The organism is Halorubrum sp. Eb13, assembly GCF_002252895.1.
Taxonomy (GTDB): Archaea; Halobacteriota; Halobacteria; order Halobacteriales; family Haloferacaceae; genus Halorubrum.
The window spans coordinates 1-18,467 of sequence record NZ_NHPE01000021.1; the positions used below are offsets into that span (position 1 = coordinate 1).

18 protein-coding genes are annotated in these 18,467 nt (G+C 69.2%); 6 read left to right on the top strand and 12 right to left on the bottom strand.

Translation table 11 applies throughout. The features are described from left to right. Positions 1 to 252: 252 nt before the first annotated feature. Positions 253 to 606, top strand: coding sequence for a 2Fe-2S iron-sulfur cluster-binding protein (locus tag DJ75_RS01775; protein ID WP_094522162.1), 354 nt, complete (start codon positions 253 to 255; stop codon positions 604 to 606). Between the two features lie 20 nt (positions 607 to 626). On the opposite strand, the gene DJ75_RS01780 is transcribed toward DJ75_RS01775, so the two are convergent. The 3 genes from DJ75_RS01780 to DJ75_RS01790 all read right to left on the bottom strand — a co-directional run bounded on the left by DJ75_RS01780 (position 627) and on the right by DJ75_RS01790 (position 4,578). After that, positions 627 to 2,063, bottom strand: coding sequence for a short-chain fatty acid transporter (locus DJ75_RS01780; protein WP_094522163.1), 1,437 nt, complete (start codon positions 2,061 to 2,063; stop codon positions 627 to 629). Positions 2,064 to 2,149: 86 nt separating this feature from the next. Continuing rightward, on the bottom strand, positions 2,150 to 2,467 hold the full coding sequence (locus DJ75_RS01785; RefSeq protein ID WP_094522164.1) for an ASCH domain-containing protein: 318 nt from the start codon (positions 2,465 to 2,467) through the stop codon (positions 2,150 to 2,152). Positions 2,468 to 2,541: 74 nt separating this feature from the next. Further along, the gene (locus DJ75_RS01790) at positions 2,542 to 4,578 is read right to left on the bottom strand and encodes a hypothetical protein (protein ID WP_094522165.1); all 2,037 of its coding nucleotides are present in this window, start codon (positions 4,576 to 4,578) and stop codon (positions 2,542 to 2,544) included. A 361-nt stretch (positions 4,579 to 4,939) separates the two neighbouring features. On the opposite strand from DJ75_RS01790, the gene pyrB reads away from it, so the two are divergent. From pyrB to DJ75_RS01805, 3 genes are all read left to right on the top strand, one after another. Further along, complete coding sequence (pyrB, locus tag DJ75_RS01795; protein ID WP_094522166.1) at positions 4,940 to 5,881, top strand: aspartate carbamoyltransferase; 942 nt, start codon at positions 4,940 to 4,942, stop codon at positions 5,879 to 5,881. Continuing rightward, positions 5,878 to 6,336: an aspartate carbamoyltransferase regulatory subunit gene (pyrI, locus tag DJ75_RS01800; RefSeq protein WP_094522167.1), complete on the top strand. Its 459-nt coding sequence runs from the start codon at positions 5,878 to 5,880 to the stop codon at positions 6,334 to 6,336. The genes pyrB and pyrI overlap by 4 nt, the downstream gene beginning before the upstream one ends. A gap of 274 nt (positions 6,337 to 6,610) precedes the next feature. Continuing rightward, the gene (locus tag DJ75_RS01805) at positions 6,611 to 7,471 is read left to right on the top strand and encodes a hypothetical protein (protein WP_094522168.1); all 861 of its coding nucleotides are present in this window, start codon (positions 6,611 to 6,613) and stop codon (positions 7,469 to 7,471) included. Positions 7,472 to 7,692: 221 nt separating this feature from the next. Here the strand turns inward: DJ75_RS01805 and DJ75_RS01810 are convergent, their stop codons facing one another. Further along, on the bottom strand, positions 7,693 to 9,348 hold the full coding sequence (locus tag DJ75_RS01810) for an NADH-quinone oxidoreductase subunit D (protein WP_094522169.1): 1,656 nt from the start codon (positions 9,346 to 9,348) through the stop codon (positions 7,693 to 7,695). Positions 9,349 to 9,432: 84 nt separating this feature from the next. Here DJ75_RS01810 and DJ75_RS01815 point away from each other — a divergent pair, with 84 nt between their 5' ends. Next, positions 9,433 to 10,101 carry a helix-turn-helix domain-containing protein gene (locus DJ75_RS01815; protein WP_094522170.1) on the top strand — a complete coding sequence of 223 codons (669 nt, stop codon included), beginning with the start codon at positions 9,433 to 9,435 and terminating at the stop codon, positions 10,099 to 10,101. A gap of 38 nt (positions 10,102 to 10,139) precedes the next feature. On the opposite strand, the gene DJ75_RS01820 is transcribed toward DJ75_RS01815, so the two are convergent. From DJ75_RS01820 to DJ75_RS01850, 7 genes are all read right to left on the bottom strand, one after another. Further along, on the bottom strand, positions 10,140 to 10,883 hold the full coding sequence (locus tag DJ75_RS01820; RefSeq protein WP_094522171.1) for a ThuA domain-containing protein: 744 nt from the start codon (positions 10,881 to 10,883) through the stop codon (positions 10,140 to 10,142). A gap of 404 nt (positions 10,884 to 11,287) precedes the next feature. Further along, complete coding sequence (locus tag DJ75_RS01825) at positions 11,288 to 11,740, bottom strand: DUF5804 family protein (RefSeq protein ID WP_094522172.1); 453 nt, start codon at positions 11,738 to 11,740, stop codon at positions 11,288 to 11,290. Between the two features lie 79 nt (positions 11,741 to 11,819). Then, positions 11,820 to 13,022 carry a methionine adenosyltransferase gene (locus DJ75_RS01830; protein WP_094522173.1) on the bottom strand — a complete coding sequence of 401 codons (1,203 nt, stop codon included), beginning with the start codon at positions 13,020 to 13,022 and terminating at the stop codon, positions 11,820 to 11,822. 144 nt (positions 13,023 to 13,166) lie between these two features. Continuing rightward, entirely contained in the window at positions 13,167 to 14,288 is a 1,122-nt protein-coding gene (locus DJ75_RS01835; protein WP_094522174.1) for a pyridoxal phosphate-dependent aminotransferase, read from the bottom strand. 73 nt (positions 14,289 to 14,361) lie between these two features. Next, entirely contained in the window at positions 14,362 to 15,486 is a 1,125-nt protein-coding gene (locus DJ75_RS01840; RefSeq protein WP_094522175.1) for a DUF5821 family protein, read from the bottom strand. Positions 15,487 to 15,527: 41 nt separating this feature from the next. After that, the gene (locus DJ75_RS01845) at positions 15,528 to 16,268 is read right to left on the bottom strand and encodes a tRNA (adenine-N1)-methyltransferase (protein WP_094522176.1); all 741 of its coding nucleotides are present in this window, start codon (positions 16,266 to 16,268) and stop codon (positions 15,528 to 15,530) included. Positions 16,269 to 16,278: 10 nt separating this feature from the next. Then, complete coding sequence (locus DJ75_RS01850; protein WP_094522177.1) at positions 16,279 to 16,686, bottom strand: nascent polypeptide-associated complex protein; 408 nt, start codon at positions 16,684 to 16,686, stop codon at positions 16,279 to 16,281. Positions 16,687 to 16,864: 178 nt separating this feature from the next. On the opposite strand from DJ75_RS01850, the gene DJ75_RS01855 reads away from it, so the two are divergent. Beyond that, positions 16,865 to 17,650: a creatininase family protein gene (locus tag DJ75_RS01855; RefSeq protein WP_094522178.1), complete on the top strand. Its 786-nt coding sequence runs from the start codon at positions 16,865 to 16,867 to the stop codon at positions 17,648 to 17,650. Here DJ75_RS01855 and DJ75_RS01860 read toward each other — a convergent pair. Next, complete coding sequence (locus DJ75_RS01860) at positions 17,647 to 18,351, bottom strand: 6-hydroxymethylpterin diphosphokinase MptE-like protein (RefSeq protein WP_094522179.1); 705 nt, start codon at positions 18,349 to 18,351, stop codon at positions 17,647 to 17,649. The genes DJ75_RS01855 and DJ75_RS01860 overlap by 4 nt on opposite strands. Between the last annotated feature and the right edge of the window lie 116 nt (positions 18,352 to 18,467).

Consider the following 18,467-nt stretch of genomic DNA (forward strand, 5'->3'; position numbering starts at 1 on the left):
TCGCTCCCTGCGGTGCTTGCGTCACCTGCGACCGTCTCCCGGCTGGGGCTTTGGAGGTGTTCGCTGGCGGTCCAGTATTAGCCATTCATAATCGAACGGCTGGGGCTTTGACGGTGTTCACCCACCCAATAACGACAACGACGGACCGACGCGAACCGGCCCAACCACCACCGCCCACTTATTCTTCCGTCCCCGCGCCGGCGACGGGATCGAGGGGAACCCTTTTTGATTGGCGGGCGGGTACTCCGCGCCATGACAGAGTACACCGTCGAGTTCGTCGGCACCGGCGAGACGATCGAGGTGGCCGACACGGAGACGGTCCTCGGCTCCTGTATCGAGGCGGGGATCGCCCAAGAGTACTCCTGCCGCGTCGGGATGTGCCTCGCCTGCTCCGCCGAGATCGTCGAGGGCGAGGTGACCCAGCCCGCGGCCCGCGGGCTCACCGACGAGGAGGCCGAGGAGTACGCGCTCACCTGCATGGCGCGCCCGCAGTCCGACCTGAAGCTGGACCGCGGCAAGTACCCGCCGAGCATCGAGGACGAGGAGGCGACCGCGGCCGGCGGGGACACCGACGGCGCCGACGGCGCGGCCGCGGACGACGATTAAAAAAAAGGCCGCTCCGCGGCTCAGTACGGCACCGCGTATAGCGCGACCGCGAGGAACGGGATCAGCGCGAGCAGCATCGCGATCGCGTACCCGAACATCTCCCGCGCTTTGACCTCCGTGATCGCCAGCAGCGGCAGCGCCCAGAACGGGTTCAGCAGGTTCGTGTGCGCGTCGCCGACCGCGTACGCGATCGTCGCCTGCCCGTAGGGGACGCCCAGGCTCTCCGCGGCCTGCAGCACTGAGGGACCGATGACGAGCCACTCGCCGCCGCCGGAGGGAACGAACACGTTCGCGACGGCGCCGACGAGCCAGGCGACGACGGGGTACGTCGCCGCCGTCGACACGTCGAGGAGCGCCTCGGCGAGCAGCAGCGCGAGCCCGGAGTCGGCCATGATCCCCTGAATCCCCGCGAAGAAGGGGAAGAGGAGGACGATGCCGGCCGCCGCGCCGGCGGCCTCGTTGAATCGGTCGCGGTAGTACGCCGGGCGCTGGTAGATGAGGAGGCCGGCGAAGAGGAACCCGAAGTTGACCGCGTTTAGCGTGAACGCCCCGAGCCCCTGCCCGAGGAACTGGTAGGCGACGACGGCGACCCCCGAGAGCGCGATCAGGCCGCCGAGGAGCCGGCTGTTGTTCAGCCGCTCGGCCGGAACGTCGTCGACGCCGGCCGGCGGTTCGTCGACCGGATCGGCGACCTCGGCCGCGTCGGTCCCGCCGTCGGCGGCCCCGTCGAACAGCTCCGCCTCGTCGACGTAGTGCGTGATCCCCTTCGCGCGGCTCCCGGAGGGAGCGAGAACGTACAGCATCGCGCTCGCGAAGACGATAGAGAGGGCGGTGAGGGTAAGCGCGTACGGGTGGAAGATGGTCTCGACGGCGGGCACGGTCGAGGCGAGGAACTCGAAGCCGGTCCCCTCGCCGATGTTGTTCGCGTCGGTCAACTGCAAGGGAGCGGACCCGGAGATGCCCCAGTGCCACGTCAGGCCGAGCCCCATGTAGCCCGCGACCGCCAACAGCGGGTAGTGGACGTCGATCCCCTTCCGGTGCGCGACTTTCCCCATCTCGCGGGCGAAGATCGCGCCCATGATCAGGCTGAATCCCCAGTGGACCCACGCCAGCGACATCGAAATGAAGCCGACGAACGCCGCCGCCTGCGCCCCGGAGTTAGGGACCTCGGCGAGCCGCTGGAGGTGGTCGTTGACCCGCGGGTGATACGCGATGACGAACCCGGTCATCAGGATCAACACCATCTGCATCGAGAACCCGAGGAACGCCCAGAAGCCGCCGTACCAGAAATCTAACAGCTCTACGGCACCCGATCCGGTCGCGATGAGGCCGGCGGCGAAGACGATATACGTCAACAATATTGCAAACACGAAGGGACTTGGCATCCATCGCTCCACGACCGTTGAGATACTGAATCCGATACGTTCGACGACCCCGGCCTCGTCACTTGCCGCCATGCGAATGGTATCCAGTATCCTACAGTATAAATAATGGGATACCGCACCGCCACCTCACGCGGAACGGTCCGGGCGGAGGCGGAGGCTCATTCGACGCGCTCGAACCGGTGGCGGACCACCTCGGCGTCGTCGTCCCAGTCGAAGTTCCCGCCGTGCGCGCGGACCATCCGCTCTTTGTACGCCTCCAGCGACGGCGACCCCTCTCGCTTCGCGTCGGCGTCGGTCATGTCGCCGAGGGTGCGCTCGGTGACCTCGGTGAGCTCGAACGTCGCGCTGTCGATATCGAAGATGTCGCCCTCCTCACCGTACTGGTTCCCGCGGTGGAGCTGGGTCACATCTCCGTCGAGCGCGGCCTGCTTCACACGGTCGTTCGGGAGCAGGTCCGCTGGATCGTTCTCGGACATGGCCGTTCGTTGGGCGCGGATCCGCTTATAATCGCTGCCGGCGGGATCCGCTCGGCGTCAGGAGTACTCCGCAGTCAGTTCTTTTTCTGGCCCTTCTTCCCTTTCTGCCCGGCGTTTCCGCTCGCTGTCTGGGGGATCTCGGCCGTCCCGCGAACCGGTCGACCCGTGTCGCTCCGCTTCGCGAGGAACCGGACCCGAACGCTGCCGTCCGATCCGCCCGGCGCCGTGTCGACGCCGGTCCCGTCCGCGGGGAACACGAAGGTCGTCCGATTACCGCGCTGGACGACCTGCCGCGGCTCCGCGCCGCCCGCGCGGTTCACGTCGTAGAACCAACCGCACCGCACGGAGCCGTCCTCGATAGCGTCGGCCGTGATTCCGTCGACGGTCACTCGGTAGTTCTCCCCGGCACGCTTGACCGAGACGTCGACCTCCTCGCCTTGCGGGTGCGGGAGCGCGCGGTTCGTGATCGGCGGCACAAGGTAGTTCCCGCGAACCTTCGTCTCGAGATAGTTGACGATGCCGCTGTCGGGGCCGGCGCCGATTTTCTCGTCGTCGATACGGTCCTCGCCGGTCAGCCCGAACGCCTTCGAGTCGAACTCGACGCCGTTCATCGCCTGCCGGATGTACGCCATGTACGGGTTGAACCGCATCAGAGAGATGAAGAGGTTCCCGGGCGTCTGCTGGTCGGTGGTCGCGACGTCGCGTCGGAGCAGCACCTGTTCCGCCTCCTGGTTCCCGTCGTGGCCGTCCAAGTCGTCGTCGCGCTCCTCGGCCGGCAGTATCTCGTCGCGCTCGCTCCCGGACAGGCGCTCTCGCCCCTCCTCGGTGAGTCGCGTCTCCAGGTCGAACCGGGCCCGGGAGAGCTTCTGCGCGTGGCCGGCCACGCCCGCGTCGTCGTAATCGTCGACCGTCTGCTCGGCCTTGTCGGTCTCGCCGCCCAGCTCCCGCAGCGGCGTGTCGCCCGGCGCGCTGCTGTCTCCGAGGTTCTCACCGACCGTCCCGGTGTTCTCATCGGTGTGGTCGGGCGAGAACATTCGCTCGCGGCGGCCCTCTGTGTCGTTCTCGTCGTAGAAGCGGTCGAGGTCGATGTCGAGCTTCGAGACGTGCTGGATGGTCCCCTGTGCGAATGCACCCGGCGGGTGCGGCACGACGAGGTTCTGGTCCTCGAGGATCGTCGCGTTGTCCTCGCGGGGAATGCTGTTGCGGTAGAGATCGTTGAACCCCATCGTCAGCTCCGCCTCCGGGTCGTCCGGGATGCGGTCCGGGTCGAAGTCGGTGTCGGACTCGAGCTCCTCGGTGATCGTCTCGTGGCCGGCGAATCCGGTCCGGCGATAAGGGTACTCGGTCGGGCGGCCGCTCCCGTCACCGGCCGTCTCGAGGACGCCCGAGAACGTGGCGTCGAACTCGACGGTGTCGCCGTCCATCTCGGCTTCGCCCCCCCATAGCAACTCCTCGACGGCCATGATATTCTGCGCGTTGTTGCTGGCGAGGTGCAGACAGACCTCCGCCTCGTCGGCGTGGGGGTCCTCGTGGTCGAGGGTCACGCCGGGGGTATCGATGAGCTGCTTCGGCCGCAACAGCCCCGGCTTGACGACCTTCCCCTTCGGACTCAGTCCCCTCGGTAGGTCCGCGTCGAACCGGTCGAAGTAGGCGGGCGAGTAGCCGATGGTGAACAGGACGCCCTCGCTGGCCCACTCGAAGTGGCGCTCGATCTCGCGGAGCACCTCTTCAACCGTCGCTCGGTCGGCGGCGCTCGGCTCCTCCTCCTTGCCGGGCACGTAATTCAAGTGTAGCGTCACGTGGTGAGAGGGATGGGCCGTGACGCCGCCCTCGGAGATGTCCGTCTCGAAGCCGTCCCACGCGTGCTGTCTGTTGTCCCGTGCTTCGGCGCCGATCCGGGCTCCCCCCTCGGCCGAGACCGTCTCCGGCACCCCGTACAGTCCCGTGGCGGTCGTCAGCGCGCTCGCTCCCCCGATCGCGAGCGCTGACTTCATGAACGACCGTCGCTCGATTCCCCTGTCGGACGACACGCTCGAACCGTCGTTGACGTCGTCGGCGTGACCGTCCGTCGCCTCCTCGTCGTTCCCGTTCGAATGATACGGGCAGCCCATGCCATCGATTTACAAGGACTATTCATATTTAATATTTAACATATTACTACAGTCGCTTAGAAACGAAATTATTCCGGCTGAAACACCTCTTCTGTATGGTTTGGGTTTGCGCAATATTTGAGCGAGCGTTATGTTTATTTACAAATGTTTAGAGTATGATTGCAGAATAAAACATCCCGAAATGAATTGGTCAGTGCGATTCGTAGCGCCCGACGATACGTGAGACACCGGCGCATTCGTGAAACTGAGCCGACATTACGTATCTCGAAACCGGCGCTGACGGCGGTGTCCACTTTCGTGATCACCGAATTGGCGGGCCGAGCCGAGGGATTCAAGATACTGCCGACCCCCTTCTCCGACGATGCGTCAGGACCACCTCATCACCGCGACACAGCTCTCGCGGGATGACATCGAGGCGGTGCTCGACCGGGCCCGGGAGGTCGCCGACGACCCCGCCGCCTTCGCGGACCGGCACGCCGGGCGGGTGCTCGCGCTCTGCTTCTTCGAGCCGAGCACGCGGACCCGGATGAGCTTCGACAGCGCGGCCAAACGTCTCGGCATGAACACCGTCGACATGGGCGACGTCGACTCCTCGTCGGTGTCGAAGGGGGAGTCGCTCTCCGACACCGTCCGCGTCATCGAGGGCTACGGCGACGCGCTCGTCCTCCGGCACCCGAGCGAGGGCGCCGCGAAGCTGGCCGCCGAGCACGTCTCCGTCCCCGTCGTCAACGCCGGCGACGGCGCCGGCCAACACCCCTCCCAGACCCTCCTCGACCTCCACACCATCCGCGAGAACCACGGGCTCGACGACCTCACGGTCGGGATCATGGGCGACCTGAAGTACGGCCGCACGGTCCACTCGCTGGCGGCCGCGCTCACGGAGTTCGACGCCAACCAGCACTTCATCAGCCCCGAGTCGCTGCGGCTCCCGCGGTCGGTCCGGTTCGACCTCCACGAGACCGGCGCGCAGGTGCGCGAGCACACCGACCTCGAGACCGTGCTCGGCGAGCTCGACGTGCTGTACGTCACCCGGATCCAGAAGGAGCGGTTCCCCGACGAGAACGAGTACCACCGCGTCGCCGGCGAGTACCAGATCGACGCCGAGACGCTCGAAGACGCCGCCGACGACCTCACCGTCATGCACCCGCTCCCGCGCGTCGACGAGATCGCGCCCGACGTCGACGAGACGGACCACGCTCGCTACTTCGAACAGGCGCACAACGGGATCCCGGTGCGGATGGCGCTGCTCGACACCCTCATGCAGAACGCGGAGGCCGCCGAGGGAACGGAGGTGGGCCGATGAGCGACCACGAGCTCCGCGTCTCGAAGATCCGCGACGGGACCGTGATCGACCACGTCGAGGGCGGGCAGGCGCTCAACGTGCTGGCGATCCTCGGGATCGACGGCTCCGAGGGGTTCGGCGTCTCCGTCGGGATGAACGTCCCCTCTGACCGGCTCGGCCGCAAGGACATCGTGAAGGTCGAGGAACGGGAGCTCTCGCAGTCCGAGGTCGACGTGCTCTCGCTCATCGCCCCCGAGGCGACGATCAACATCGTCCGGGACTTCGAGGTCGTCGAGAAGAACCGCGTGACGCGTCCCGACACGGTGACCGGCGTGCTCTCGTGTCCGAACCGGAACTGCATCACGAACGCCGACGAGCCGGTCGACACCCGGTTCGACGTCGTCGCCGACGGCGTCCGCTGCGACTACTGCTCGACGATCCTGCGCGCCGACATCGCCGACCACATCGACGTCTGACCCGAGCGAGGTGGGGTGGTTTTCGGCCGTCGGCCACCCGGTCCGTCCGACGCTCCGGTAGGTTTTAGCGCCCGCCGCTCGATGCGTCGGACATGAGCAAGAAACTGAAGCTCGTTCTGGTCCTGTCGCTCGTCACGCTCGCGTACTTCCTGTTCGCCGGCGACAAGGAGCCGGTGACCGTCGAATAGCGAGCGGCGCGACCGCGCACCGACTCCGACCGATCCCCGCGGGCGGATGCCCGCCGTTTTTACCCCGCAATCGCGTAGCGACGGGTATGTACGGGGTCGTCACGCGCAACGCCGACGAGGTCGAGATGGAGCCGTTCGACCTCGGCTTCTACGAGGTGAAAGACGTCACGGGGCGGTCGGCCGCGCCGCTCCCGAACGCGGTGAACATGGTGTCGTGTTTCGGAGACAACGCCGCTGCCGGCGAGAACCCGGACCTCGTCCCCGTCGACGAGCGCGGCGAGCCGGCGACCCGCGACCGCGACTACTTCGACTGGGCGTACATCTGCCCGACGCACCCGGAGTACCGCGAGGGTCTGCTGGAGATAATCGAGGACTGCGCCGCCGAGAGCGACGACGTGCGCCTCGACGACGTGGGGTTCCCGCGCGAGGGGTTCTGTCGCTGCGACCGCTGCGAGCGGCTGTTCGCCGAGAGCGACCGCGAGCGCTGGAGCGACTGGCGCGCCGACGTCATCACCGGGTTCGTCGCCGACGCCGCCGAACTGGTCCCCGGCCGCGTGCTGCTCACGCTGTACCCCGACCCGTATCCAGGCCACCTCAGAGCGCGCGCCGGCCTGGACCTCGATCGACTCGCCGACCACGTCGACGAGTTCGTCGTCCCGCTGTACGACACCGAGTACGCGACGACCTACTGGCTGGAGGCGATCGCCCGCGGCTTCCGGACGCGGCTCGGCGGCGACTATGACGTCCACGGCGCGCCGCCGGAGACGCCGTTCTCGCTGGAGCTGTACGCGGTCGACGTCGCCGTCGACGACCTGATCCACGCGACCGAGGTCGCCGAGACGTACGCGAAGGACGTCTTCTTCGGGTACGACGCCAACAACGCGGCCGCCGCGCTCCGCCGGAAAGACGCGGACGGACGCGACGGCGAGGTCCACCGGCCGGACTGATCGCGACGGCGATTCGGGGGCGCCTCGCGAGCGCCTCGTCCCGGCGGCTCTGTGAAGGAGGGTTTATATACCGTCGCGGCCGACCCCTACTCGACCGGCCGCCGGCGTGCGACACACCGGTCGTCTCGCGTTCGCGCGAGGCGGTCGCCTTTCAACGTCCGCGCCGTAGCGGCGGTCGTCCTACAGTCGTGAGCCGCCGGCTCGTCCGAGACAGCGGCGACTCACCGGTCGACCTCGCCCATGATCGTGTCTAAGCTCCCCAGCGACGCGATCAGGTCCGGAATCGCCTCGCCGTCGGCCATCTCGGGAAGCGCTTGGAGGTTCGAGAAGGAGGGCCCGCGGATCTTGAAGCGGGCGGGCTCGTCGGTGCCGTCCGCGCGAATGTAGATGCCGAGCTCGCCCTTGGCGGCCTCGACAGCGCGATAGATCTCCGTGTCGTCGTCCGGTCGGAGCGTGCGGGGCACGTTCGCCTGAACCGTCCGCTCGTCTTCTGGCCAGTCCTCGAGCAGGTCGACGCACTGCTCGACGATCTTCGCGGACTCCTCGACTTCGCGCATCCGGACGAGCAGGCGACTGTAGTTGTCGCAGCCGTCTTCGGTGACGACGTCCCAGTCGAGGTCGTCGTAGTAGCCGTACGGGTCGTCGCGGCGCAGGTCGTAGTCGACGCCCGACCCGCGGAGCACGGGCCCCGTGCAGCCGTACTCCTTCGCGACCTCCGGGGGGAGAACGCCGGTGTCGACCGTGCGCAACTGGAGGATCTCGTTGCGAGTGAGGAGGTCGTGGTACTCCTCCAGCCGACGCGGGAGGCCGTCGAGGAACGTCCGCACCGTCGAGAAGAACTCCTCGCGGGGTTCGGGGAGGTCCCAGGCGACGCCGCCGAGCCGGAAGTAATTGAACATCAGCCGCTGGCCCGTCAGGTCCTCTAAGACGTCCTGGACCCGTTCGCGCTCCTGGATCGCGTACATGAACGTCGCGGTGAAGTCGCCGATCACGTCGAGCGCGTACGCGCCCATCGCCAGCATGTGCGAGAGGATCCGGCTGCACTCGGCGCCCATCGTCCGGATGACCTGCGCGTACTCCGGCACCTCGATATCGGCGAGGTCCTCGGCCGCGCGGGCGTACGCCCACTCGTTCAGCAGGCCGCCACCGCCCCAGTCCCAGCGGTCGGGGTACGGCATGATCTGATGGCGGTACGTCCCGGACTGGGCCATCTGCTCCTCGCAGCGATGGATGTAGCCGATGTCCGGCTCCACGCCGACGACGTCCTCCCCGTCGAGCGTGACTTGCAGGTGGAGGACGCCGTGGGTCGCCGGGTGGTGCGGTCCGATGTTGAGGAGCATCGTGTCGCTCCCGGTCGCCGCGGACGATCCGGGTTCGACGGGCTCGTTCTCGGACAGCGCCGCGATCTGCGGGCGGTCCTGGTCGTACCCCATCGAGAGGGGGTGGCCCTGCCACGTCTCGGGCAGGAGGATCCGCCGGTGGTCGGGGTGGTCGTCGTACCGGATCCCGACGAGGTCGTACGCCTCCCGCTCGTGCCAGTCGGCGGTGCGGAACACGGGCTCGGCCGACTCAGAGACCGGGTCGTCCTTGTCTGCGGGGACGACGACGCCGACCTCCCGAGTCGGGTCATCGAACGATCGGAGGTGGTAGATCGACTCGTACCGGTTCTCGTACTCCTGCGCGGTGACGCAGGCGAGGTGGTCGAATCCGGCTTCCGATTTCAGCCTCGAGAGCGCCGCTTGAACCGCGTCCGGGCGAATCCGAGCGGCGGGCGCGTTCAGGTGCGTCTCGCGTGCCGTGACCAGTTCACGGATCGACGAGAACGGGTCACCCTCCGCGTCGGCGTCCTTCCGTTCGGTCAGCGCGTCGGTCGACATACTCCAACGAACGCGGCCGGAGGACCCGACGCTTCTGCCGGCTCAGTGCGGGTTTTTATAACCTCACCGTCGCCATCGCCTGGCGTGAAGTATCTCCGGATCGAACTCAGATATCCGCCTGACCTCATCCATCCGATACACCGGCTGATCGACGAGTCGGACGCGGTGGATCGGGACGTGCTCCTCCACGGAACGGTCCTCGACGAACCGGACGACACGTTCCTGTTCTACGTGGAGGGCGACATCGACGTGTACACCGACGCTCTTCGGTCAGTCGACCGGATCCGGGAGTTCGAGGTCACCCGGATCGACGAGACGGGCCACTACGTCTTTCTCACGCAGCGACGCGACGCGGTCGACGAGGCGATGTTCGGCCCGCTCCAGCGGACCGGCGTGGTCGTCGTCCCCCCGGTCGACTTCCGCCCGAACGGGGTCGCTCGGCTGACGCTCATCGGGACACAGGGGCCGCTAGGCGACGCGCTCGCGGATCTCCCCGACCGGATCGAGACCACGGTCCTCCGGATCGGCGAGTACGACTGGCGGCAGGACCTCTTCGACCCGGGACTGACCGACCGGCAGTTCGACGCCCTCGCGGCCGCCGTGGAGTGCGGCTACTACGAGTCCCCGCGGAGGGCGACCGTCGAGGCGGTCGCCGAGCGGATCGACGCCGCTCCGAGCACTGCGTCGGAACACCTCAGGAAGGCCGAATCGGCCGTGATGACCGCGTTCATGGAGCTTCGCGACGTGCCGTGAGGCCGAGAGGCCGCGTGTGAGCGGCCCGCGTACCGCCGCTAGTGAACCGTCCGGTCGTCGCTCGTGTCGATCGCTTCGATCGGGTCGGCGTTGCCGAACTCCGGGTTCGGACCGTCACCCGGTTCCGCCCAGTCGACCGCGTTCCGGAGCACCCGTCGGACGTCGTCGTTGTAGTAGACCGGGTACGTCTCGTGGCCCGGGCGGAAGTAGAACACCTTCCCGTTGCCGCGGCGGTAACAGCAGCCGGAGCGGAACGTCTCGCCGCCGGCGAACCAGGAGTTGAAGACGAGCGTGTCGGGCGCCGGGATATCGAACCGCTCGCCGTACATCTCCGCCTCCTCGACCTCGATGTACTCGCCGATCCCGTCGGCGATCGGATGGCCCGGCTCGATCGTCCAGAGCCGCTCCGTCTCGGCGGCCTCCCGCCACTTCAGCGAACAGCTGGTGCCCATGAGCCGCTTGAAAATCTTCGAGTAGTGCGCGGAGTGGAGCACGAGGAGTCCCATCCCGTCGAGCACGCGCTCGTGAACGCGGTCGACGACCTCGTCGCGCACCTCGTCGTGGGCGGCGTGGCCCCACCACGTGAGCACGTCGGTGTCGTTTAAGACCTCCTCGGTGAGGCCGTGGTCGGGGCCCTCGTCGAGGGTAGCGGTGCGGACGTCGTGGCCCGCCTCCTCGAAGACCTCCGCGAGAACCGCGTGGATCCCGTCGGGGTAGAGGTCGGCGACGACGTCGCTCTCGCGCTCGTGGCGGTACTCGTTCCAGACCGTGACGCGTGCCATATCGTTCCTGCTCCCCGAATCGACTTGTAGGATCGTATCCGGAGCGAAAACGATTGAAGCGGCGGCGCGCGCCTCTGAGCGCCCGAAGGGCGCGAAGAGCGCGTGCGAGGGACGCCGCGAGCGCCTTTATAAGGCGCGAGCGGCGAGGCTGGGGAGGCGTGAGGTGCGGTTGCCGTGCGAGACGGGGCGGGACTCGAAGGGGCGGCCGCGAGACGGGGGCAGGCGAAGCAAGGACCGCAGGGAGCGAGCATCGCGAGCGACCGAGGACCGCAGCGAGCGTGCGCCCGTCTCGCGGCCGGGGCTTTGGAGGTGTTCTCCGTCGACCCGTCGATCCCGATTTATAAACAGTCGGTCAGAGGCTCGGTAGCGGTCACTCAAGTAGTATATAAATAACCGACAACCGATTATCCCGAGAACTCGGACTCGCTCACCCGGACGACGACCGTCTCCTCCACGTCGCGGAGGTCGTACTCGGGCGTCTCGCCCTGTTTCCGGCGGACGTACAGCGGCTCGACCGGCCGGCCGTCCACGAGTCCGAACACCTTCAGGCGCTGGTCGGTCTCCTCGGGCGGGACGGCGCCGTCGCGGACCTCGCGGGCGAGGTCGCGGGAGAGCCACTCGTCGGTCGAAATCGACGGCTCGCGGACGAGCGCCTCGTCGACGAAGCGCACGAGGTACCAGTTGAGGTCGTTCAACAGCGCGACCGCGGCGCCGAGGCTCACGGTGTCGACGGCGAGGCTGTTCGCGAACGGCTCCTCGATGTCGTACGTCGCGAGCGCGTCCCTGGCGGTCTCGCGAGACAGCAGCTCGTAGGTGAGGTTGACGTCCGGATCGCCGAGGAGACACACCCGCGTCACACGCTATCGGTCTCGCCGGCTCCTCAAATCGGTTGCGGTCGTCGGGGGGCGAGGCGGAGCGACCCTCCGGTCCCGCCGCTCAGAACGTCGAGACGTCGCCGTCGATGACGCTCCGGGTCACGTCGGTGACGTCGGCCAGTTCTCGGTCGACGATCGTCAGGACCTCCGCCTCGATGTCGCCGAGCGCGACCCCCTCCTCGGTGACGAGCTGCGCGTCGGCGACGTGCGGCTCGTCGATCGGGCGGCCGATCTGCGAGAGCAGGCGCACCTGCAGGTCGCGGATCCCGTCGACCTCGTCGGTGACCGACTCGGCGATCCGCGTCGACAGGAGGTTGTATATCTTCCCGATGTGGTTGACGGGGTTCTTGCCGGAGGTCGCCTCCATCGACATCGGCCGGTTCGGAGTGATGAGCCCGTTCGCGCGGTTCCCGCGCCCGACTGACCCGTCGTCGCCTTGCTCGGCCGAGGTGCCGGTGACGGTGAGGTACACCGACCCCTCGTCGTAGTCGTCAGCGGTGTTCACCTCGACGTGGACCTCGCGGTCGGTGTGGTCCTGAGCGAGCCCGGTGACGAACTCGCGCACGTCGTTGACGGCGTCGTCGTACGCGTCCAGCCCGTCCACGTACCGGTCGACCATCGCGGCCGCGACCGTGATGTCGATCCGGTCGCCCTCGCGCTTGCCCATGATCTTCACGTCGGGGCCGAGCTCGGGGTGCTCGTCGTGATACCGGCCGTTGAGCGCTCGCTCGGCCTCGTGGACGATCGTCTCCGTCTCCGTGAGCGGGGCGTGACCGACGCCGAAGGAGGTGTCGTTCGCCATCGGCACCTGCTGGGTCTCCTCGCCGAAGACGTCCTGGAGGTCGCCCGAGCCCTCGCCGAGTTTGACGTCGACGACGACGTCCGTTCCGTACTCCAACTCCGGGATGGCCTCGGCGAGGTAGTCGCGGGCGGCCGCCAGCGCGGTCGAGTCGACGGGGAGCTGCTCGCCCTCGTACTCCTTCGTGGCGCGGCCGACGATGAGCAGGTAGATCGGCTCGACGACCTCGCCGCCGCCGTACGCGGGGGCGGCGCGGCCGGCGACGAGCTGCGTCTCGTCCGTGTTGTAGTGGAGCACCTTGCCGACGCGGTCCAAGTAGAGCTGCGAGAGCGCCCGCGACACCGACTCCGCGACGCCGTCGCAGATCGAGTCAGGGTGTCCGATACCCTTCCGCTCGACGATCTCGACCTCCTGGTCCTCGACGGCCCGCCGGTCGAGGCGGCTGACCTGAATGTTCCGGTCCATTACCTCTCGGTACTCCGTGGGTCGCAGTATAACTTGCGGAAACCTCCCGCGCCCGGGTAATGCTTCGAGGTAATTGTTTGGCAGATGTTGACGCTACTTCGCCCCCGGCCGTCCGACCGAGCGACCGCGCTCTCTCGTCGGCGCTCAGCGGACCGCCTCGTACGCCTCGCCCATCGCGTCCAGCGCCTCGCGGAGTTCGCTCTCGTCGGTCGCGTACGAGATCCGGGCGTGGCCGCGGCCGTGTTCGCCGAACGCCTCGCCCGGGACGACGATCACCCCGCGGTCGATGCACTCGTCGACGAACCCCTCGGGAACGCGTGGCATCGCGTAGAAGGCGCCCTGCGGGGTCGGGCAGTCGAGGCCGATCTCGTCGAACCCCTCCAGGAGCAGGTCGCGGCGGCGTTCGAAGGAGGCCGTCATCTCGTCGACGATCCCGCGGTCGCCGCGGAGCGCGCCCTCCGCCGCGTACTGGGCCGGGGCCGACGCGCAGGCCTGCGCGTACTGGTGGACGCGCAGCATGCGCTCCACGCGCTCGTCCGAGCCGTACACCCAGCCGAGCCGCCAGCCCGTCATCGAGAACAGCTTCGAGGCGGAGTTGACGACGACGACGCTGTCCGTCTCCGCGAACTCCATCGGCGAGTAGTGCTCGCCGTCGAAGACGGTGTACTCGTACACCTCGTCGGAGATACAGAGCACGTCGTGCTCGTCCGCGATCCGCGCGAACTCGCGCACGTCCGCCTCGGAGGATACCGCGCCGGTGGGGTTGCCGGGCGAGTTCACCACGAACGCGGCGGTGTCGTCGGTGATCGCCGCCTCGATCGCGGCCGGGTCGATCGTGAGGTCGTCGCGCAGCGGCGCGGGGACGGGCTCGCCGCCCGCGAGCTTCGTGAGGGCGTCGTAGGAGACGAACCCCGGGTCCGGGATCACGACCTCGTCGCCAGCGCTCACGTGCGCCTCCATCGCGACGTGGAGCGCCTCGCTCCCGCCCGCGGTGGCGATCACGTTCGCGGGGTCTAAGTCGATCCCCTGGTCCCCCCGGTGCTTCTCCGCGATCGCCTCCCGGAGCGACCGGATCCCCTTGTTCTCTGTGTAGGCGTCCGCCTTCCCGTCCTCGATCGCGTCGACGGCCGCCCGACGCGCGTGCGCCGGCGTCGGGAAGTCGGGCTGTCCGAGCCCGAGGTTGATCGCGTCGTCGCCGGCCGCCTCGAACACCTCGCGGATCCCGCTGATGGAGATCCGCTCGACCCTGTCGGAGAAGTTCGGCATATCCGTTCGGGGGCGCCGCCGGGAGTTAGTTCTTGTCACGTCCGCGCTCTCGACGGGGAGGCGCGGCCGGCGGTCACCGCCGCCGGTCCCACACCGGTCGACGGCTCTCCTCGCCGGGACCGCGGTAGAGCGTGCCGTCCTCGTCGAGCGGGAGCGCGAACCGCCCGCGGAGCACGCTGAGCACCTCGGTCGGCTCGGCCCGGAGGAGCGCCTCGTCGACCGCCCTGAGACGGAACTGGGGGCGCCCCGGCCCCATCGGCATCTTGATCGACTCGATCAGCTTCCGCTCCACGAGCGCCCGGCGGTCGTCCGTGAGCTCCTGACCGGGCGCGATCGCGACGCGGCCGCCGTCGGGACCGACCCCGTCGGCGCCGATCCCGGCGCTTCCGGGTTCGTTTCCGGCGCTTCCGGATTCGTCGCCGGTGCTCCACTCGCCGTCGATCCATCGGCGGAGGTCCCGGAACAGATGGTCGTGTCGGGCCGCCAGCGCGACGAACAGGGCCCGATCCGTGACGGTCCCGACTCGGCCGACCGCCCCGTAGTCGAGCGCGTCGAGGACCGCGGCGACGTCGTCCGCGAAGCGGTCGTCGAGGACTCCGCGCGCCGCGGCCAGCAGCCGGGTACGCGAGGGCATCCCGACGGGCGCGGGCGCCGCCGCCTCGAACCGAGCCGATGCGGCGCCGCGCGCGGCGGCGGTCGCGTCGCCCGTCTCGGAGACGAGCGTCCGGTCCGCGCGGGGGCCGGCGACGGCGTCGACGCGGTCCGGCGTCGCGAACACGAGCGAACGCGGTGCGGTCTCGGCCGCCGAGGCGTCGCCGGCGGAGACGGCCTCGCCGGTGAGCGTCCGCAACTCGATCGATCCCTCCGTGACCGACTCGGCCACGGCGGTGCCGAGGACGAACGCCCTCTCGAGCGCGTCGACCGCGCCGGGGCGACAGGCGACCCGCCACGGCTCGCCGTCGGCGGTACGGCTCCGAGCCGCGAGGACAGACGGAAGGAGCCCGAGCGGGACGCCGACGGCGACGACGCCGGACCGCCCCGCGAGCGCCGACTCGATCGAGCCCGCGAGCGCGTCGCCGTACTCGTCGATCGCGACGGCGACCTCGGATGGCTCGGTCGGGGGGTCGCCGCCGGTGGCGGCGGCGGCGGCGCTGTCGTCGCCAGCGGCGGCGCCGTCGCCGCCCGTCGAGGGAGCCATACGGACCGGTGCGTCGGGACCGGAAAGAACGTTGCGCCGGCTCAGGGCGCTCGCGCGAAGACGAGGTAGCCGGTGTGGCCGACGCCCGCGGTGGAGGGGCGCGAGCCGCGCTCCGAGAAGTCCATCTCGCGCTGGATCGTCTCCAGCGTCTCGATACCGTCGAGACCGACATCACGAGCGGCGAGGGCCGCCTCGCGGGTACCCTCGACGAACGGGGAGTAGACGGCGAGACAGCCGCCGGAGACGAGCAGTTCGTCGGCGCGCTCGACGACGGCCGGCGCGTCCCCGGTGTCGAGCGTGAGCGCGTCGAACGGCTCGTCCTCGGCGAGGTCGTCCAGCTCCTCGGTGAGGTCGCCGGTGCGGACATCGACGCGGTCGGCGACCCCCGCGGTCGCCATGTTGGCGCGGGCGACGTCGGCGAACTCGGCGTCGATCTCGTAGGTGGTCACGTCGGCGCCGGCCCGGCCGAGGTAGGCGGCGAGGATCCCCGTCCCGGTGCCGGCGTCGAGGACGCGGTCGCCGCCAGACGCACCGGTGTGGCCCATCACGAGCCCCACGTCGCGGGGCATCATCGGGGCGCCGGTGCGTTCGAGGTGGTTGAACAGGTCCGGCCCGCGGAGCTCGCGGACCGCGAAGGCGGTGCCGAGGTGCGTCTCGACCGTGTCGCCGCCCTCGACGTCTTCGGGGACCTCGAGCACGCCGAGGTCGGTGCCGAACTCCTCGCCGGGCTCTAGCAGGTACTCCCGGTCCTCGTGAACGAGGAGGTACGCGGCGTCGGTCACGCCGAACCGGTCACTCCAGCTCCGCGATGGCGGCGGCGAGGTCGCCGTCGTTGTCCTCGAGCGCCTCGCGGGCCGTCGACTGCGGGACGCCCGCGCGCTCGGCGACCAGCGCCACGTCCTCGTCGGGGATACCGACGTCGGCGGCCTCGTCGGTCTCGTCGGCCGCGCTGGCGGATCCGCCCTCGACCGCCGAGGGGCCGCCCGCGCCCGCGTCGGCGACCTCTTCCGGGGAGCCGACGATCTGGTAGGTCTCCTGGCCCTGCGCGTCCATCTTGGTGACTTGGGCGCCGTCGAAGACGAGGTCGCCGTCGGCCGTCTCGATGACGACCCGCTCGGCGTCGAGCTCCTCGACGTCGATCCCCATCTGTTTCATCATCTGTTTCATCTTCCGCGGGTTCATGCCGCCTCCTCCGAACATACCAGCGAGTTCGGCCGGACGACACAAAAAGGGTGGCGACACGGGACGACCCCCTCGTCGACCGGCGGACCGCGGCCGTCGCGACGGGCGCCGAGCCGGCCGCCGCGGGGGCCGCGCACGAGACGGCGAACGGCGCCGGGACGACTGGGTTCATACGTCCCGAACACCACCTGCGGGTATGTATCTCGCCGACCGGACCTGGCCGGAGCTCGGGGCGAAGCTGTCGGACGAGTCCGTGGCGCTCGTTCCCCTCGGCTCCACCGAACAGCACGGCCCGCACCTCCCGCTCGCGACCGACCACCTCATCGCCGAGGCGCTCGCGAGCGCGGCCGCCGAGGAGACCGGCGTCGTCCGCACGCCGACGGTCGACGTGGGCGTCAGCCCGCACCACCGGCAGTTCCCGGGGACGATGTGGGTCGACCCGCCGGAGTTCCGGGACTACGTCGAGGGGTTCACCCGCAACCTCGCGTACCACGGGATCGACCGGGTAGTCTACGTGAACGCCCACGGCGGCAACGTCCAGCACCTCCGCGAGGTCGCGCGCCGACTCCACGAGGACGGGACGACGTACGCGTTGGAGTGGATGTGGGACGAGTCGATCCCGGAGCTCGTCGACGAGCTGTTCGAGCACAACGGCCCGCACGCGGGGCCGAAGGAGACCGCCATGATCACCCACATCGCCCCCGAGCTCGTCCGCGAGGACCAGTTCGAGAACGCCCGCGACGACGGGCTCGTCCACCTCGAGGAGTCGGACGCGATGGTCCACGGCGCCCGGACGTTCTTCGACTCGGTCGACAACTCCGCGAACGGCGCCTTCGGCGACCCGACCGACGTGACGCCCGAGAAGGCGGCGCGGCTGTTCGAGGCGGCGACCGACCAGCTCGTACGGCTCGTGGAGTGGCTGGAGGCGCGCGACCGCGAGGAGCTGCTGCCGAAAGCCCGCGTCGAGTCGTCGCCGTACTAGTCGCGGCCGGGCAGCACCGAGTCGAGCGCGGCGTCCGCCTCCTCCCGCCGTCCGTCGAGAACGTCGAACTGCTCGCCGCGACGACGTTCGAGCCACCGCAGCAGGCGAGCGGCCCAGTCCAGCTTCCGCGCCTTCATCGGGCCGACGTCCGGGTCGTCGAACTCCCACCCCGGAAAGACCAGACGGCCGGCACCGACGTGGTCGGCGAGGAAGGCGGCGCGGTCGCCGTCGGTGAATCCGCCGGTGTTGACGACGACTCCCGTCGGCGCCGCCTGCGTCGTCGCCAGCGTCCACTCGTCGTCGAACCGAGGGAGCCACTTCCGGACCGCGGGGAGGTTGTCGCCGTGGGCGTGGGCGGCGACCGGCACGCCCTCGCGCGTCAACGCGGCCGCCGTCTCCGGGTTCTTGTCGAGGTCGGTCACCATGCAGTCGACCGCGACGCCCCGCTCCCGGAGGACGTCGGCGGCGGTCGAGGCGGCGACGACGACGTCGGCGCCGCGGGCGAGGTCGACATCGTCGGCGAGTCTCGGCGCCGCGCCGGCGACCGCGACCGTCGCGCCGCGCCAGTCGCCGAGGCGGTCGAGCGGGAAGGGGGTCGCCAGCCCGGCGGCGACGTCGCGGGCGCGCTCGTCGTCGGCCCGCTCGAAGCCGAAGTCCGCGAGGATCGCCTCGTAGACCGGCTCGAACGTCTCGAAGTTCACGCTCGCTCCCCCGTGTTCGGGCGGGCGGATCGGTCGGCCCGCCCCGGCGCCGCGCAGCGCCGCCGCTGGCGGGGTGGAATATGGTATGGGCCGGAGTAGCACAGAGTACCCCTACC

What these genes read in the sequence shown, in the direction of transcription:
- DJ75_RS01775 (WP_094522162.1), top strand. Translation starts at nt 253, where the DNA reads ATGACAGAGTACACCGTCGAGTTCGTCGGCACCGGCGAGACGATCGAG.
- DJ75_RS01780 (WP_094522163.1), bottom strand. Translation starts at nt 2,063, where the DNA reads ATGGCGGCAAGTGACGAGGCCGGGGTCGTCGAACGTATCGGATTCAGT.
- DJ75_RS01785 (WP_094522164.1), bottom strand. Translation starts at nt 2,467, where the DNA reads ATGTCCGAGAACGATCCAGCGGACCTGCTCCCGAACGACCGTGTGAAG.
- DJ75_RS01790 (WP_094522165.1), bottom strand. Translation starts at nt 4,578, where the DNA reads ATGGGCTGCCCGTATCATTCGAACGGGAACGACGAGGAGGCGACGGAC.
- pyrB (WP_094522166.1), top strand. Translation starts at nt 4,940, where the DNA reads ATGCGTCAGGACCACCTCATCACCGCGACACAGCTCTCGCGGGATGAC.
- pyrI (WP_094522167.1), top strand. Translation starts at nt 5,878, where the DNA reads ATGAGCGACCACGAGCTCCGCGTCTCGAAGATCCGCGACGGGACCGTG.
- DJ75_RS01805 (WP_094522168.1), top strand. Translation starts at nt 6,611, where the DNA reads ATGTACGGGGTCGTCACGCGCAACGCCGACGAGGTCGAGATGGAGCCG.
- DJ75_RS01810 (WP_094522169.1), bottom strand. Translation starts at nt 9,348, where the DNA reads ATGTCGACCGACGCGCTGACCGAACGGAAGGACGCCGACGCGGAGGGT.
- DJ75_RS01820 (WP_094522171.1), bottom strand. Translation starts at nt 10,883, where the DNA reads ATGGCACGCGTCACGGTCTGGAACGAGTACCGCCACGAGCGCGAGAGC.
- DJ75_RS01830 (WP_094522173.1), bottom strand. Translation starts at nt 13,022, where the DNA reads ATGGACCGGAACATTCAGGTCAGCCGCCTCGACCGGCGGGCCGTCGAG.
- DJ75_RS01835 (WP_094522174.1), bottom strand. Translation starts at nt 14,288, where the DNA reads ATGCCGAACTTCTCCGACAGGGTCGAGCGGATCTCCATCAGCGGGATC.
- DJ75_RS01840 (WP_094522175.1), bottom strand. Translation starts at nt 15,486, where the DNA reads ATGGCTCCCTCGACGGGCGGCGACGGCGCCGCCGCTGGCGACGACAGC.
- DJ75_RS01850 (WP_094522177.1), bottom strand. Translation starts at nt 16,686, where the DNA reads ATGTTCGGAGGAGGCGGCATGAACCCGCGGAAGATGAAACAGATGATG.
- DJ75_RS01855 (WP_094522178.1), top strand. Translation starts at nt 16,865, where the DNA reads ATGTATCTCGCCGACCGGACCTGGCCGGAGCTCGGGGCGAAGCTGTCG.